17 protein-coding genes, 1 pseudogene and 1 riboswitch are annotated in these 14,266 nt (G+C 69.6%); of the genes and pseudogenes, 8 read left to right on the top strand and 10 right to left on the bottom strand.

Going from position 1 to position 14,266, the window contains the following annotated elements; genetic code table 11:
• Window positions 1-140: 140 nt before the first annotated feature.
• Window positions 141-344 carry a cold-shock protein gene (locus OG764_RS17840; RefSeq protein WP_030647895.1) on the bottom strand — a complete coding sequence of 68 codons (204 nt, stop codon included), beginning with the start codon at window positions 342-344 and terminating at the stop codon, window positions 141-143.
• Window positions 345-982: 638 nt separating this feature from the next.
• Here OG764_RS17840 and OG764_RS17835 point away from each other — a divergent pair.
• Window positions 983-1,339, top strand: a complete 357-nt coding sequence (locus tag OG764_RS17835) for a PRC-barrel domain-containing protein (protein ID WP_328969412.1) — start codon at window positions 983-985, stop codon at window positions 1,337-1,339.
• Between the two features lie 31 nt (window positions 1,340-1,370).
• The gene (locus tag OG764_RS17830) at window positions 1,371-1,538 is read left to right on the top strand and encodes a hypothetical protein (RefSeq protein WP_328969411.1); all 168 of its coding nucleotides are present in this window, start codon (window positions 1,371-1,373) and stop codon (window positions 1,536-1,538) included.
• Between the two features lie 103 nt (window positions 1,539-1,641).
• Here OG764_RS17830 and OG764_RS17825 read toward each other — a convergent pair.
• Window positions 1,642-1,797 (bottom strand): annotated as a pseudogene (locus OG764_RS17825) (DUF6131 family protein).
• A gap of 127 nt (window positions 1,798-1,924) precedes the next feature.
• Between OG764_RS17825 and OG764_RS17820 the strand changes: the two are divergent.
• From OG764_RS17820 to OG764_RS17805, 4 genes are all read left to right on the top strand, one after another.
• A complete protein-coding gene (locus OG764_RS17820; RefSeq protein ID WP_328969410.1) occupies window positions 1,925-2,341 on the top strand; it encodes a hypothetical protein in 417 nt (138 codons plus the stop codon).
• An 85-nt stretch (window positions 2,342-2,426) separates the two neighbouring features.
• A complete protein-coding gene (locus OG764_RS17815) occupies window positions 2,427-2,600 on the top strand; it encodes a CsbD family protein (protein WP_328969409.1) in 174 nt (57 codons plus the stop codon).
• A 50-nt stretch (window positions 2,601-2,650) separates the two neighbouring features.
• The gene (locus OG764_RS17810) at window positions 2,651-3,565 is read left to right on the top strand and encodes a DUF1206 domain-containing protein (protein WP_328969408.1); all 915 of its coding nucleotides are present in this window, start codon (window positions 2,651-2,653) and stop codon (window positions 3,563-3,565) included.
• A gap of 30 nt (window positions 3,566-3,595) precedes the next feature.
• The gene (locus tag OG764_RS17805; RefSeq protein ID WP_443055967.1) at window positions 3,596-3,823 is read left to right on the top strand and encodes a hypothetical protein; all 228 of its coding nucleotides are present in this window, start codon (window positions 3,596-3,598) and stop codon (window positions 3,821-3,823) included.
• A gap of 229 nt (window positions 3,824-4,052) precedes the next feature.
• Here the strand turns inward: OG764_RS17805 and OG764_RS17800 are convergent, their stop codons facing one another.
• From OG764_RS17800 to OG764_RS17770, 7 genes are all read right to left on the bottom strand, one after another.
• Complete coding sequence (locus OG764_RS17800; RefSeq protein ID WP_328973052.1) at window positions 4,053-4,445, bottom strand: STAS domain-containing protein; 393 nt, start codon at window positions 4,443-4,445, stop codon at window positions 4,053-4,055.
• A 406-nt stretch (window positions 4,446-4,851) separates the two neighbouring features.
• Complete coding sequence (locus tag OG764_RS17795; RefSeq protein ID WP_443055966.1) at window positions 4,852-5,016, bottom strand: hypothetical protein; 165 nt, start codon at window positions 5,014-5,016, stop codon at window positions 4,852-4,854.
• Between the two features lie 275 nt (window positions 5,017-5,291).
• On the bottom strand, window positions 5,292-5,852 hold the full coding sequence (locus OG764_RS17790; RefSeq protein ID WP_328969407.1) for a DUF7676 family protein: 561 nt from the start codon (window positions 5,850-5,852) through the stop codon (window positions 5,292-5,294).
• A complete protein-coding gene (locus OG764_RS17785) occupies window positions 5,849-6,571 on the bottom strand; it encodes a (2Fe-2S)-binding protein (RefSeq protein WP_328969406.1) in 723 nt (240 codons plus the stop codon). The genes OG764_RS17790 and OG764_RS17785 overlap by 4 nt, the downstream gene beginning before the upstream one ends.
• Window positions 6,565-7,635 (bottom strand): ABC transporter ATP-binding protein, encoded by a 1,071-nt coding sequence (locus tag OG764_RS17780; protein ID WP_328969405.1) that lies wholly within the window; start codon window positions 7,633-7,635, stop codon window positions 6,565-6,567. Before OG764_RS17780 ends, OG764_RS17785 begins: the two co-directional genes overlap by 7 nt.
• Complete coding sequence (locus OG764_RS17775) at window positions 7,632-8,744, bottom strand: FecCD family ABC transporter permease (protein WP_328969404.1); 1,113 nt, start codon at window positions 8,742-8,744, stop codon at window positions 7,632-7,634. The genes OG764_RS17780 and OG764_RS17775 overlap by 4 nt, the downstream gene beginning before the upstream one ends.
• A complete protein-coding gene (locus OG764_RS17770) occupies window positions 8,741-9,979 on the bottom strand; it encodes an ABC transporter substrate-binding protein (RefSeq protein ID WP_328969403.1) in 1,239 nt (412 codons plus the stop codon). The genes OG764_RS17775 and OG764_RS17770 overlap by 4 nt, the downstream gene beginning before the upstream one ends.
• 230 nt (window positions 9,980-10,209) lie before the next feature.
• Window positions 10,210-10,418, bottom strand: a riboswitch (cobalamin riboswitch).
• Between the two features lie 201 nt (window positions 10,419-10,619).
• Here OG764_RS17770 and OG764_RS17765 point away from each other — a divergent pair.
• Window positions 10,620-11,096, top strand: coding sequence for a cupin domain-containing protein (locus tag OG764_RS17765; RefSeq protein ID WP_328969402.1), 477 nt, complete (start codon window positions 10,620-10,622; stop codon window positions 11,094-11,096).
• 1,393 nt (window positions 11,097-12,489) lie between these two features.
• The gene (gene cutA, locus OG764_RS17760) at window positions 12,490-12,807 is read left to right on the top strand and encodes a divalent-cation tolerance protein CutA (RefSeq protein WP_328969401.1); all 318 of its coding nucleotides are present in this window, start codon (window positions 12,490-12,492) and stop codon (window positions 12,805-12,807) included.
• Here the strand turns inward: cutA and OG764_RS17755 are convergent.
• Window positions 12,804-14,087, bottom strand: a complete 1,284-nt coding sequence (locus OG764_RS17755) for a helix-turn-helix domain-containing protein (RefSeq protein ID WP_328969400.1) — start codon at window positions 14,085-14,087, stop codon at window positions 12,804-12,806. The two genes, cutA and OG764_RS17755, sit on opposite strands and share 4 nt — an antisense overlap.
• Window positions 14,088-14,266 lie beyond the last annotated feature (179 nt).

The raw sequence follows: 14,266 nt of genomic DNA, 5'->3' as shown, positions 1-14,266 counted from the left end.
GAAAAATCGAGGGGGTGAAGCGCCGAGCGGGCTGTAACCCAAATGCTTCGTCACGCAGGTGACACCACTGCGGGAAAAGTGTGCAGCTGGGGCCCGCACCCCGAGGGATGCGGGCCCCAGCTACGAAATGCGCGTCAGCGTCAGGCGGGAACGATGTTCTCGGCCGTCGGGCCCTTCTGGCCCTGCGCGATGTCGAAGGTGACCTTCTGGCCTTCCAGCAGCTCGCGGAAGCCCTGGGCGGCGATGTTCGAGAAGTGGGCGAAGACGTCGTCGCCGCCACCGTCCTGCTCGATGAAGCCGAAGCCCTTGGCCGCGTTGAACCACTTCACGGTGCCAGATGCCATGTCATATCTCCTTTGGGGCAGTACACCGGCATCCGCACTGTACGGACACCGTGTCGCCGCGATGATGCCCCGCCGGAAAATGACCCGGAAATATGAAGCACTCGAATGTGGCGCGGAGGCCGACTGGAGCGCTTGAAGTTTGTGGGTACCAAAACTGCAACCGAGATCGACAGTAGCACGCCGCAGCGCTTTTCGTGCGGTAAATTTCTCCACCGTGTGCCGTGCGGAAAAACTCTCCCCGCGGGGTCCGTTAAATTCTCCGACCGCGGGGACAGATATTGATTCCCCCCGAGTGCAGCGTTACGTGAGCAAGGGCGTCCGCCGGGCTGCGACGTGCAGGCCGGGGGACCGCGTCTCGCGGCGCGGGACCGGCGCGAGCCCGGTGGTGCAAGTGGTGCGCGAAGAGCCCTCCGGCCAGGGAGTACCTGCGATTTGGGGCACGCGGAGGGCGCGGCGAGGGCGGTGGGGTCGAGACAACTACGCCGGGTCGTTCGTCTGGCGAGAGTCCCATCGGAGCAGACTCACGGAACCGGTGTGACTGGCGGGGGTGTCGAGCAGCCGAGCTGGTTGCCTCGGTCAGGCGGGGGCAGGCTAAGCAGTGCACCGGCCGTGCTGTGATCGTGCGAAGGGACCTGAGGATGATCCAGGCAGCGGACATTCGCGAGTGGCGTACCCACGAGGTGGTCGACTCGGGCGGGCACAGGATCGGCGCGCTGGAGGCCGTCTACGTGGACACCAGCACGGACGAGCCGGCCATGGCCACCGTGCTGGTGGGGCTGCCCACCCGGCACCGGCTGGTCTTCGTTCCGCTGGACGGCGCGATCGTCGGGCCGGGGTACGTCAAGGTCGACTACGACAAGGCGCTGGTGAAGAAGAGCCCTTCGATCGGCACGGACGACGTCCTGCCCGCCGAGGAAGAGGCGGCCGTCTTCCAGCACTACGGCCTCACCTACCGGCCCGGTGCGGGCGGCGAGCGGCAGCTCGCCCGCCGCTGAGCCCCTACCCACCCGAGGAGGCGTCGGCATCGTGAAGATTTTCTTGATCCTGGTCATCGTGGCGATGGTGCTGGGCATCATCGGCGCTGTCGCCGAAGGCCTGCTCTATCTGCTGTTCATCGGCATCCTGGTCTTCGTGGCGGCCTTGGTGTACCTGGGTATGCACGGGCGTCGCTCCGGACGCCGCCACCTCCGCTGAGAAGGCAGGGTGGGGGCAGGGTGGCGTGACGGCCGTCATGCACACGTCCCCGGTCTCGGAGGTGCGGGAGTGGTCTTCCCCCCCCCCCGCTGGGCCACGGCGGCTACCAGTAGTGCCGTCGACCGCCCCACCTTGTGTCCGACGGATCCCAGGAGCCACAGGATGACGCCGATGACGACCAGATGATCCCGATGGTCCACAGGATGGAGATGCCGACCACGTAGCCGACGACCAGCAGGATGATTCCGAGGACGATCATGATGTGCCTCGATCTCGCGTAGTGACGCAAGCCTCCTGCACCCAGGCTAGATCCGCCCTCGACGGTGGCTTCCCGGACAGCGCGGTCCTACCGTGGAGAGACAGCGAGCGTACCTATGGAGCGCGCCATGCTCGTCATCCTCGGACTCATCCTCTTGATCGCCGCGCTGGTCGTCGGCGTGACCGGCGTCGTCACCAACGACGGCAGCGTCCACGAGCTGACCGGTGCATTCTCCGTATTCGACTACCACGTCACCGGCTCCACCGGCTCACTCTTCCTCTACGGCATCGTCGTCGGGGCAGTGGCCATGCTCGGGCTGAGCCTTCTCCTGGCCGGTGCCCGCCGCACCTCTCGCCGCGGCCACGACGCATACCCCAAACGCACGGCGCGCCGCGAGACGGCCGCTGTCGGCAACGACCGCGAAGACGTCGTAGACCAGCGCGGTATCTCCCGCCCGCAGACGACGAGCGCGCGAGAGCCCAACCCGGAAGGCGAGCGCCGCAGGGGGCTCAACCCGTTCAAGCACCGATCCGAGCCGCGGTAGACCGGCAGGTCGATCGCCGGCCAACCAACCGCGGAGGTGCCCCTGGACGGGGCATCCCCGGCAGAAGAACGAAGGGTGGCGACCCGTGAGTATCGGCAAGAAGATCGCGCACAAGGCCGAGGCGGTCAAGGGCGGCGCCAAGAAGACCGTCGGCCGTGTCACCGGCAGCTGGCACCTGCGGGCCGAAGGCCGTGGTGACCAAATCAGGGGCAACGCCAAGCAGGCTGGGGCGAAGATCAAGGACGCTTTCAAACACTGACCACTGCGCCCGCCCTGTCGACTCACGGCTGGGCCCCGGAGGTGCCAGATATGGCCATAAGGAACGGCAGTGCCGCCCAGGCCGGATCCCGGGGGCGGCGTCTGTCCAACAGCCGTGTCATGGAGGTCCTGTCCAGGGTCGGACTCTGCGCGCGGGGTGTGATCTACGTACTGGTGGGGGCGCTGGCCGTGCAGATGGGGTTCGGCGGCGACAGTGGCAAGGAGGCCGACCGGTCCGGCGCGGTGCGGACCATCGGCGAGCAGCCGTTCGGCCGGGCGCTGCTGTGGGCGCTGGTGGTGGGGCTGGCGGCGATGGCGCTCTGGCGGCTGTCCGAGGCCGCGTTCGGACAGGCGGTGACGGGCGGCGACAAGTGGACCCGGCGCCTGGGCTCTGCAGGGCTGGCGGTCTTCTACGCCGTGATCTGTATCGGGGTGGTGCAGACCGCGCTGGTCGGCGGGTCCGCCGGGGGCCGTCCCGGCGATGAGACGTCGAAGGACTACACCGCGAGGGTGCTGACCTGGCCCTTCGGGCGGGTTCTCGTCGGTGTGGTCGGAGCCGTCCTGGTCATCGTCGGCGTGGTGATCGTGGTCCGGAGCCTGATGCGGAAGTTCGAGCAGAATCTCCGGACGGACGAGATGAGCCCGACGACGCGGCGGGTCGTCGCGGGGCTGGGCATCGTCGGCGGCGTGGCGACCGGCGTGGTCGCGGCGGTGGCCGGGCTGTTCGTCGTGCTGGCCGCGGTGCGGTTCGATCCCGGCGAAGCCAAGGGCATGGACGAGACGCTGCGTTCGTTCGCCGCCACGCCCGCCGGCCCCGTGCTGCTGATCGCCGCGGCGGTGGGCCTCCTGCTTTTCGGGCTCTACTCGTTCTGCGAGGCCCGCTGGCGCAAAGCCCCTGAGCACGGCACCTCGGCAGAGGAGCCGACCGAAGCCCCGGGCTCAAAGACGCGCCCAAGTGCGCCCTAGCGAGGGCATCGCGTCGATGCCGTGGGCCGCTTGACTCCGTTCGGGCGCTTGCGCAGCGCGATCCGCCGCTCGCGGGCCGGGCGCAGGTGGGGGTGGGGCAGCGGCATCGACCTGTCGCGGCGTTCGCTGGGTTTCGCGGCGCTCGGGTTCCTGACACCGGTGCCGCTGCTGATCGTCGTGTCCGCGGTCGATCCGGCGAGCGGTCGGGGCTTCGCGCAGTGGCCGACGACGAGCTCCCCCGTCTGGCACGGGCGCTGAAACGGCGAGGGTGAGGCTCGGATCTCCCGCAATCTTCTCCGCTCAGGGTGGTGCGGACCGTTCCGGACTCCGGTCGTCCCACGGGAGCAACGTGTGCCGCCTGATGTGTCGTCGGGAGACAGCCGTGGAACAGCAACCCGCCTTGGGCAGGGCGCCGGTCAGCCGCTGGATCGCTCTGAGCGATCCCGCCGGGCCAGGGGCTTGGCACGGCTCCGCCCCGGTGTAGTGATCAACACCGACGAGTCGTGACGTCGACGGCGTGTGCGGCTGTATGCCTCAAGGCCGGCGTCGGGAGGCACCCCAACTCCAGGACGACTGGCGGGAAGATGACGTTGCGTGGCGGGGTGCAGCGGAGCTGCAGGTGCTCGCTGGAGGTGAGGGTGAGGAGCCGCGTTGGCTGCCGCTGGAATCCGCTGATGGTCAACGATGCCTGACGCCGCTGGAAGTCGTGCTGGAGGTCGAGCAACAGGTGCAGTGCGAAGACGTCCATGAAGGGCACACCGACGAGGTCCAGGTGTAAGGGGGCGCCATTGGCTGCCGCGGTGGCGGTGGCCTGGTGGAGGGGGCGGGCAGGTGTCCATGTCCAGTTCGCCGGCCACCGTGATGACTGTGCCTTCTGGATCGTGGCTCGTGGTGACGCGGATGCCGTCGTTCATGGTTCGCCCCCGTTCAGGGGTCGAGCCCATCACGGTCGCCCGCAGATGCGGGAGAGAAGGCCGCTGAGCGCGTGGCGTAGGGCCGCGCGCAGCCGAGCGAGACCACCCGTACCAGGCCTTGGCCACTGATATGGCCGTAGGGGCGGCGCGGGGTCTCCCACCAGACCAGGCTGGTTGTCCCCCTTACGGTCCCGAAGCCATGGCCGTAGTCCAGACGACGCCCGGCCGTTCTCAGAGCCCGGCAGGGGCGAGTGTGAACCGGCTGGGCTCTGCGTGCGTGGGTGAGTGGTGCTCTGCAGACGCCGAGGAAGAGTTCCACGCTCCCGCCGGGGCTGGGGTACGGCAGGTCGAGGGCGGTGGCAACGATGGGGTTCACCGGCGGCCTCCGGGGTTCTCCTCGGAGAGGCGGGAGGTCTCGATGCCTTCGCCGGAGCGGTACTTGAGGCCGTGCTGCCGGTAGCTGGCCGGGGCGCCGTGGGTGCGGAGGAAGACGATCTTGCCGAACGTCAGGCGGGAGTTGGGGCATGCGGAGGGCACGGCAGACCCTGAGAGGTCTAGGCGACGCGAAAGCCCCAGGTCGCTGACCTGGGGCTTTGTCGTGGAGCGGATGACGGGAATCGAACCCGCGCTATAAGCTTGGGAATCACCCGGCACTTGGGCCTGCGTATGGCTCCTGACCTGCGGAAACGTTCAACGACGGTCCCGTTGAAAGTGTCTCGAAGGGCTGCTTGTTTACCGCTGCTTACTGCCTCTACTGGCACGTTATGGCACGGCTCCCTGCCCTGCCCGTGGATGCAATGGCTGCCCCTACTTCATGAGCTGTGCCGGAAACCCTTGCCGGTGCAGTCGAGGGGGTCGGGTGAGAGGCCGAGGAAGCGGTCGCGGAGGGCGTCCCAGGCGGCGAGCCGGGTGAAGTCGGGGGCGTCGAGGATGTCCTGGCGGTCGGTGAGGAAGGGGTTCGGCAGGAGGACGGTCATCATCTGCTCGTCGCGGCCGTTGAAGAGGCGGGCTCCCCAGCTGACGGGGGCTCCGTCGGAGCCGATGCTGCGGTAGAGCTCGGCGCGGGAGCAGCGTCGGATGCGGCCGAGTTCGGGGCCGGAGGCGGTGTGCTCGCCGATGCAGAGGTGGAAGTGCCAGGCGCCGAAGTCGACGGTGGCGTAGCCGTCGTTCATGGTGATGGCGGTGGGGGCGCCCGGGGCGCCGACCTCCCAGGCGGCGCCTTCGATGATGGGCCCGAAGTGGATGTGCTGCCAGTGGTCGGTGAAGACGGTGGTGACGAGGTCGAGGAGGGTGGCTTCGTCGACCGGGAGGGGCCAGACGTGCTGGGTGCCGCCGCCGGGGGTCTCGATGACGGTCGGCTCGGTGGTGGTCATGAGGTCTTCTCCTTGGGGTTGAGGACGCAGTCGCCGCAGGTGCCCGCGCCCGGCACGCGGTAGTACAGGCAGCAGTTGCGGCGACGGAAGGCGAGCGGCCCGTCGGGGGTGGCGGTGCGGCAGGTGCCGGTGCCCGCCAGCGGCGGGCGGTCCAGCAGCCCGCGGACGAGGGGTACTGCGGCGTACGGGGCGTGCGGCTCCCTGGCGAGCAGGACGCGGTGGGCTCCGATCAGCGCGGATGCGGCGTTGCCGCCAAGGGTGTGCGGGGAGACGCCGGACACGCGCCGTACGGCCTCGGCCCACGGGGCCAGGTTCTGGACGGCGACGGTGTGGTGCAGGGCCGGGAGCGGCTCCTCGTCCACCTCCCGCGGGTCGGGCAGCCACAGGTCGAGGGGGCCGGAAGCGGGCAGCCGCCACCACAGCCGGTCGGTGCCCAGGTCGGGCACGCGGCCGGTGAGGGCGGCGCAGGCCAGGGCGATCGACCAGAGCCGGGAGGCGGTGCCCAGGTGGAGGGTGGACGCGGCCACCCGGGGCTGGTCGGTGCCCAAGCGGCCGGAGACGACGCGTAGGCACTCCGCCAGTACGTCCGAGTCGCCGTACAGCTCCGCCAGCGGCCGGAAACCGCCGCCCACGGGGCGGGCCCCGGTGGTCACGGCGAAGTACGGTCCGATGCCGGAGACCCGTGCCAGGACGGCGGGGGTGATGACGGAGGTCACCATGTCCGCACCGTCCGTGTCAGCTCGTGGAAGCTGCGGGTGCGGACGACCTGCCCGTCCGGTCCGGTGAGGGTGAGCCGGTCCTCTCCGTCGCAGCTCACCCGTGTGAGCGCGTCCGGGTCGCCCGGGTCCGCGACGGCCAGTCCTTCCCGGGCCAGGGCCCGTTCGAGGAGCGGGAGCACATCGGGTGGCGCGTCCACGGCTACGTCGGCCCGCGCGGTGCGGCGCAGTCCGAAGCTGCCGGAGACCGGATCGAAGGCGAGGTGGTCGGCGTCGAAGGCGCCGGCGACGGCCCCGCTGCGGATCAGGTCCTCGGGTGCTCCCGCGTGGACGCGGGAGCCGCGGTCGACGAGCCAGACGGCGTCGGCCACGCGCAGCGCCAGCTCCAGGTCGTGGGTGCTGACCACGACAGTGAGGCCCTTGTCCCGGGCGAGGTCGCGCAGCAGCACGGTGAGGGCCACGCGTGAGGGCACGTCGAGGAAGGCGGTCGGCTCGTCGAGGAGGACGACCTCGGGCTCCTGGGCCAGTGCCCGGGCGGTCAGGACGCGCTGGCGTTCGCCGTCGGAGAGTTCGGCGGCCGGCCGGTCCGCCAGATGTTCCGCGCCCACCGCCTTCAGCGACCAGTCGACGGCGGCGTGGTCCGCGGCCGTGAGGCGGCCGGTGAACCCGGTGTGCGGGTGGCGGCCGAGCCCGGCCAGTTCGCGTACGGACAGCAGCCCGGGGTCGACGCGGTCGGTCAGGACGACTGCCAGCCGTCGGGCGAGAGCGGCCGGCGGCTGGTGCGCCAGGTCGGCCCCGCCGATGTGTATTCGGCCGTCGAGTGGCGGCAGGAGCCCGCACAGGGTCCGCAGCAGCGTGGACTTGCCCGCGCCGTTGGGCCCGAGCAGTACGGTCAGTTCACCGGCCCGCGCTTCCAGGTCGAGCCCCGACAGCACGGCCCGTCCGGCTCGCCGTCGGCGCGGTGACCGGGTGCGGTAGCCGACGGCGAGCCCCTGGGTGGCCAGGCCGCCGGGGTGGTCCGGTCCGCCGGCCGTGTCCTGGACGGGTTCGGTCATGGTGTCGGTCACGAGGCCACTCCTTGTACGCCGCGGCGGCTGCGGATCAGGAACGCGATGACGACGGGGGCGCCGAACAGTGAGGTGATGGCGTTGAGCGGCAGTACGGAGTCCGTGCCGGGTGGCTGGCTCAGCAGCGCGCACGCCAGGGCGAGGAACGCTCCCGCGAGCATCGACGCCGGGATGAGCGCCCTGTGGTCCGAGGTCCCCAGCGCCACCCGGGTCAGATGCGGCACGGCCAGGCCCAGGAAGGCGACGGGTCCGCAGAACGCGGTCGCCGCGCCCGCCAGCAGCGAGGTGCCGAGCAGCGCCAGATCGCGGCTGCGGCGGACGTTCAGCCCCATGGTGCGGGCGTAGTCCTCGCCCAGCAGCAAGGCGTTGAGACGCTTGGCGGTCAGCAGCGCGGTCAGCAGACCCGCGCCGATGACGGGCAGCATGACGTGGAGGTCGGGCCAGGTCGTGGCGCTGAAGCTGCCCAGGCCCCACATGACGAACTGCTGAGCGCGCTCGGGCCGGGCGTAGACGAGCATCACGCCGACCACCGCGGTGGCCGCCGAGCCGATCATGACGCCGATGACGAGCAGGGTGACGGCCGACTGCACCCACCGAGAGAGGAGCAGGACGAGGGCCAGTACGGCGGCGGCGCCGAGCGAGGCGGCGAGTACGACACCCAGGCGCCCCAGGCCGGCCAGGTTTCCGGTGAAGCTTCCGGCGACGCCGCCCGTGCCGACGACCACTGCGGCGACGCCCATGCTGGCGCCCGAACTCACCCCGAGGGAGAACGGGTCGGCCAGCGCGTTGCGGAACAGGGTCTGCATCTGTACGCCGGCCACCGCGAGGGCGGCGCCGACGGCGGTGGCGGTCAGCGCGCGCGGCAGTCGGACCTGCTCGACGATCACCGTCCATCGCGGGTCCTCGGCGGTGCCGCCGAACAGGACCCGGACCACGTCCGCGACCGGCACCCGGTGGGAGCCGGTCGCGATGGTGAGAACGAACAGCGCGGCGGTGCCGGCGGCGAGGGCGAGGACGACAGCGAGGCGCCGCCGCCCCGGCCGTACCGTCACCGGGGTGTCCGGGGCGTCCGGCGAGGCGGTCGGCGCGGTTGCCATGTGAGTCGTCACGCCTTGGGCACCTGCGTGTAGAAGGTGAAGGCGTGGTCCTTCGCCTGGTCCGGGTGGATGAGCGCGAAGAGGTCGGCGAGGACCAGGTCGGGGCGCAGCACGCCGCGCTCGAAGTAGTCGTTGCCGCCGCCGGGGCCCAGCGCCTTCGTGTTCGTCCAGACCGCACCGCCGGAAAGGGCCTTCAGCTGCCCGTAACGGTTGTCGGCCTTGACCGCGTCTGCGGTGGACGTCCACTTCTGGTCGGCTATCCAGACCGGGGACGCGCCGCCCTTGGCGTACACGGCCTCGAAGTTCAGCTGGAGGTTGCCGGTTCCCGCCTCACCGGCCCAGGGGTACGTGCCGCCCGCATCCTTGATCAGCTGGGCGGCGTAGCTGCCACCGGCTGGCATGTACCAGGTGCCCTGGTACATCGTGCCGGGCAGCACCTCGACGGGCTTGCCCGCCGCGACCGCCTGCGCACCCTTCTCGGCGACCTTCCGGTAGTCGCCCTCGATGGTGTCGAACACCTCGCCGGCGCGCTTCTCCGCTCCGGTGAGCGCGGCCATCGCCTTGACCCACTCGGCGCGTCCGAGCGGACTGGACTCCAGCCACTCGGCGTTGGCGACCACGGCGATGCCGGCCTGACGCAGCTTCGGGTACTGCGGGTCGTCGGTGCCCTGGGTCATCAGCACGTCCGGCTTGGCGCCGATCACTGTCTCGGCGTTGAGGGTGCGGTCCTTGGCGTACTCGGTGACCTTGCCCGCCTTCACCCGCTCGATCACCTGGGCGGAGGAGATGTTCGCGGCGCTCGCGACACCCGTCAGGACGTCCAGGGTGCCGGTCTCGGTGAGCAGCGGCAGGTGGGTGGTGGACGCGGAGTACAGGCTCTTGACCGGAACCGTGACCTGCTGCGCGGACGCCAGCTCACCCGTCAGCTCCGGCTTCGGCGCACCGCACTTGACCAGCACGTACGACTCCGGCTTGCCCTTGGGATAGGGCTCGTTGACCGTGAGGACCTGATAGCTCTTCTCGTACCGGAGCGTGAAGTTCTTGGCGTGCTCCACCGTCGACTTGACCGGGAAGTAGTCCTTGGCCGGGTCGAAGTCCTTGACGCAGCCCTCGCCGGCGGCGGTCTGCGCCTTGGCGTCGGCGGGCGGGCCGGTGTCGCTGCCGCACGCGGTGAGCGTGAGGGCGACCGTGAGGAGGGCTGCCGCGGCGGCCTGACGGCGGCCGGGCGTAACGGATCGTACGGACAAGGTGACTCCTGGTGGCATGCGTGGACAGCGCGCACCGGCACTCCGGGGCGCGCGTGATGCGGCGTACGGGAAGGGACCCGCCGAGGAAGGGGGTCGTCAGAACCTGAGGGAACGGGCCCGTGCGTCAGGCCGGGCAGGCCCGGCCCCACAGGGCCACGAGCAGCGCAGAGCCGCCGTCATTGGTACGCAGGCACACGAGTGCCACCGCCTCTCCTGGGGAAATCCGCCCCGTACTTCGAGGTGCGACGGCGTGAGTCTCCTGACTCGGGATCAACGCTTCTCCGGCCTTCCCACCCCCGGATGGGGCGGTGGCCATGGCGGAGTTACTCCCCCTACACAGTGGCGGTACCGTGCCGGAATCTCACCGGCTTCCTCGTTCCGCCGTCGCTTGTCAGGCGGAAGCATCGCAGAATCGGCCACGGCCACGCCAGACCCACAGCTGTGCGACCAGCCACAGGAGGTCACGCCTTGAGGCGCCCCGCGGTAACGGGATGTGGCGTCCATCCGCTGTCCCGGCGTCACTCGTGTGTGGTAGCGGCTCGTGTGCTTGTGGTCAGAAAGGCCTGGGGCTCTGGGAACGTTGACGCGGGTCGGCGCAGGACCGCCACCGCGTAACGCCTTCGTCGACAGGGAGAGACGGATGACCACCAAGGACATCGGGCCGGAACCTCAAAGCTTCGACCTGGAGAAGGCGACGCTCGAGAACACGCACTACCGCGCGGTCGCCTGGACGGGGAAGTACCTTCAGCTGACCCTCATGTCGATCCCGGTGGGTGAGGACATCGGCTTGGAGGCGCACCCGGAGACCGACCAATTCCTACGACTCGACGCAGGCCGGGGCCGCGTCCAGATGGGCCGTACGGAGGATCGACTCGACTTCGACCGGGAGGTCGAGGACGGCTGGGCCATCTTTGTACCGGCCGGCACTTGGCACAACGTCACCAACATCGGTGACGAGCCCCTGCAGCTCTACGCCGTGTACGCGCCGGTCCACCACGCGTCGGGCAAGATTCATGGGACAGCCGCCGACGCGGAGCGCGATGAGGACTCCGGGGACGACGAGCCGGCAAGCTGGTCGGTCCAGCGCGCCCAGCAGCCGCCGGACGAGCACGCCTGACCGGCGAGGGCGTCTCGCGACACTACTTCCCGGCCCCGACGCGAGCAGCCCGGCGGAGCCGCGCATGGCACGCTGGCCCCGAAAGGTCTGGACAACGAACAAGCCCCAGGTCGTTGACCTGGGGCTTTGTCATGGAGCGGATGACGGGAATCGAACCCGCGCTATAAGCTTGGGAATCTATGGCGCGCAAGACAGCGGTAAGGCGCCTGAACTGCGAAAACGGCCTACCGAGCCAGCTGTCGCGAGGGCCTGCCCATACTCGTATTGACCGCTGTGCACCGCTCCAAAGGGCACGGATGGGGCACGGCTCGGTTGGTGTAGTGGAGCGGAGCGTTCTGGCCCTTCGAACCGCGGAGAGCTCCAAGTCTCGACATCCTGTCCCAGAGCCGACTTCGCGCACGCAAGTGGCTTCTTCCTGAGCCTAGCTCGGAGGGCGACCACGCTGGTGTTTCTCCATCGGATGGCTGTGACAGTCCTTCCGCGTGAGGCCGTGACCCGTTCCACAACCGGTGCTCCGAAAGAAGTACGGCCGGGGGTTCCCAGGTGGAGGTTCCGGAATGTTGGCTTCCTGGTGTCTCAGCGGAGCGGTGGCCGCCGCCGGCGAGGGCGGCGGCCACTGGTTCCCCGCTTCTCTTCCGATGGCGCGCACCGTTGACGGGATGGGGCCGGAAGTGACTGCGGCCGCATCGGCCAGGGCCGTGGCGATCCGTATCCCATTGGCGGTATCGCAGCGAGCGAGGGAGCCGGACGATCGGGGCGCCCTGACGAAACGCCAGGAGAGGACTTGCTTCACGGCCTACGGCATCACTTGGCATAGCTAGGCCGTCACGTACTGCCTTGCGCCGGTGCCCACGGCTTCACTCCCCGTGTCCGCACCATAGCTTGACATAACGAGACCGTCACATACGCCGATTTGTCCCTGCCGCGTACTCGGCTGAGGCCCTACGGTCCAGGAAGCGCAAGAGGGGATCACTGCGGCCGATGTCCTGGACAGATGGCGACCACGGTGAACCCCTCTGCAGCCTCAGTGCCCGATAACAAGCAAGGAGGCTCCGTTGGAGCGTATGACGGTCCCCGCTGGCCACACCACACCACCATGCGATGAGTGCACGAACCGTAATCTTCGGCGGGCTCGAGTGGCCGATACTGTCCGGCTATTCGCGTTGGCCACATCAGTGATCCTCGCAGTGCTCGGAGTCGTCGTCGCTGTCGTGTCCGTCATCCAGGGGGACTCGGACCTGGCAAAGACGACCTGCACGATCGCCGGAGTGGGAGTGGCTGCTGCCGCAGCACTGCACCACACCGGCAGGCAGAGGTGAGGACGCGACGATGAAGTTCGGCGGTCCACATAGTTCCTTCCCAGGTGCGCGGCGGGGGCGGGTACGTTGCCGCCATGGCTGACTTCTTGATCGTGATCACGACCGTGGACAATCAGGACGCCGCGCGGAAGCTGTCGCGCTCGGCGGTGGAGGCGAATCTGGCGGCCTCCGGGCAGGTGACGGGGCCCATCGAGACGACGTACCGCCATCTTGGCGAGGTCTCCGAAGGCGCCGAGTTCCAGGTGGCCTTCCGTACGGCTGGTGACCGGCGCGAAGCGCTGGAGAAGCACTTGGTGGACAACCACCCCTACGACTCGCCGGAGGTCATCGCCTTCACCATCGACGCCGGCCGCGCTGAGTATCTGGACTGGATCACCCGGGCCACCCGTTAGCCCTTCGCCCGTTCCAGCAGCGCACCGACCGGGGCGAGCGACCGGTGGGGCTCCAGCCGCTTGACCATCAGGCGGGCCCGCCCCATCGGTCTGATCGATGCGAGTCCCTCGGAGAGGTCGAACACCCGGGTCGTGATCGCGGTCGCGTGCTCGATCTCGCCGGCGTCTAGATAGGCCGCCGCCAGCCACGACAGGTACAGCGCCTTGTCTCGGGACCGGGAGTCGTCGTACCGGCCCAAGGCGTCCTCCAGTGCCGGGATCGCCCTCAGGGGCCGGTGCAGCTCCGACCAACACCGACCCGTCATGATCGCGATCTCGTCGCGGTCCACCCAGTACGCCCAGTCGGGGCCCGGCTCGTCGCCGGGCTCGTGGATCGCCTCTTCGGCGAGGCCCAGCGCGTAGTCCGCTTCCCGGGCGTTCCCGGAGGTCGCGTGCTGCCAGGCCAGTCGGTCGGCCAGTAGCGCCCGTACGACGGGTGCCGTCCCCGAACCGAGCGCCTCGTACGCGGCCGTGGCGAAGCGGATCCCGGAGTCGCCGCCCACGGTCCATTCCAGGTAGGCGAGGAAGGCCAGCGAGTTGCCTTCCAAAGAGCTGTCCTCGGCGGCGCGTGATGCGGCCAAGGCGGTCATGTAGTGCCCGCGGGCCTCCTCGTACTGGCCCGCGTCGTATGCCGCCCAGCCTGCGAGTTGGGCCTGTTCGGCGATGATTCCCCGCAGCCCCCTGCCGGTCGTCTCGCTGTAGACACCCTCGTCGGCCAGCCGGGTCGTGGTCGCCAGCTCGCGGACGTACATCTGGTAGGTGTCGCCACCGCCCACGAAGTCGTCCAGGCGCCGGAGCCGGGCGGTGCGCTGGCTCAACTGCCTCGGAACGTCTGCTCCGATCCTCTGTCCTGACGAGAGCAGGGAAGAGGGCTGTATGACGGCGATCCCGGCGCCGGCCGAAGCCGTCATGAATCCGCGGCGGTCGAACACTTCGTTCTCCTGGTCGGTCTGGTCCTTCTGCTCCTGTCGGCGAAGGCGACGGGCGAGAGCGACGGCCCGGCGGAGCTCCTCCTCGGGTACGCCGAACTCCGCGGCCAGCAGTGCCCGTGAAGCCGGGTCCGGCAGCCGCTCGTGGGTCTCCCACCTGGAGACCGCGCCCTGCTCTAGCGGGTACCCCCGCCGCGCGGAGAGATCCGCCGCCAGACCCTCCTGTGTGCGTCCGCCGGCCATGCGCAGGCGCCGCAGCAGCGGCCCGATCGGCTCCACGCCGTCGCCCTCGTTCGTGGTCATCATCGCCATCCCCCGACCGTCGGCAGAGCCCTGATCCCAGCCTGGCCATAAAACCTGGCCATGTCCCCGAAATGGCCATGCCTTCTGGCCCATCCATCCAAACGCGTACGGCAGTTGACTGGTCACAGCCGCCCGGAAATGGCGGCCTCCCCCTCGCAGCGGGCCGCAAGGCCGTACCCCATGTCGCA

The organism is Streptomyces sp. NBC_00239 (assembly GCF_036194065.1).
Classification (GTDB): Bacteria; Actinomycetota; Actinomycetes; order Streptomycetales; family Streptomycetaceae; genus Streptomyces.
Note: the sequence above shows the minus strand (reverse complement) of the source record. Positions and strands in the feature narration are given on the sequence as shown.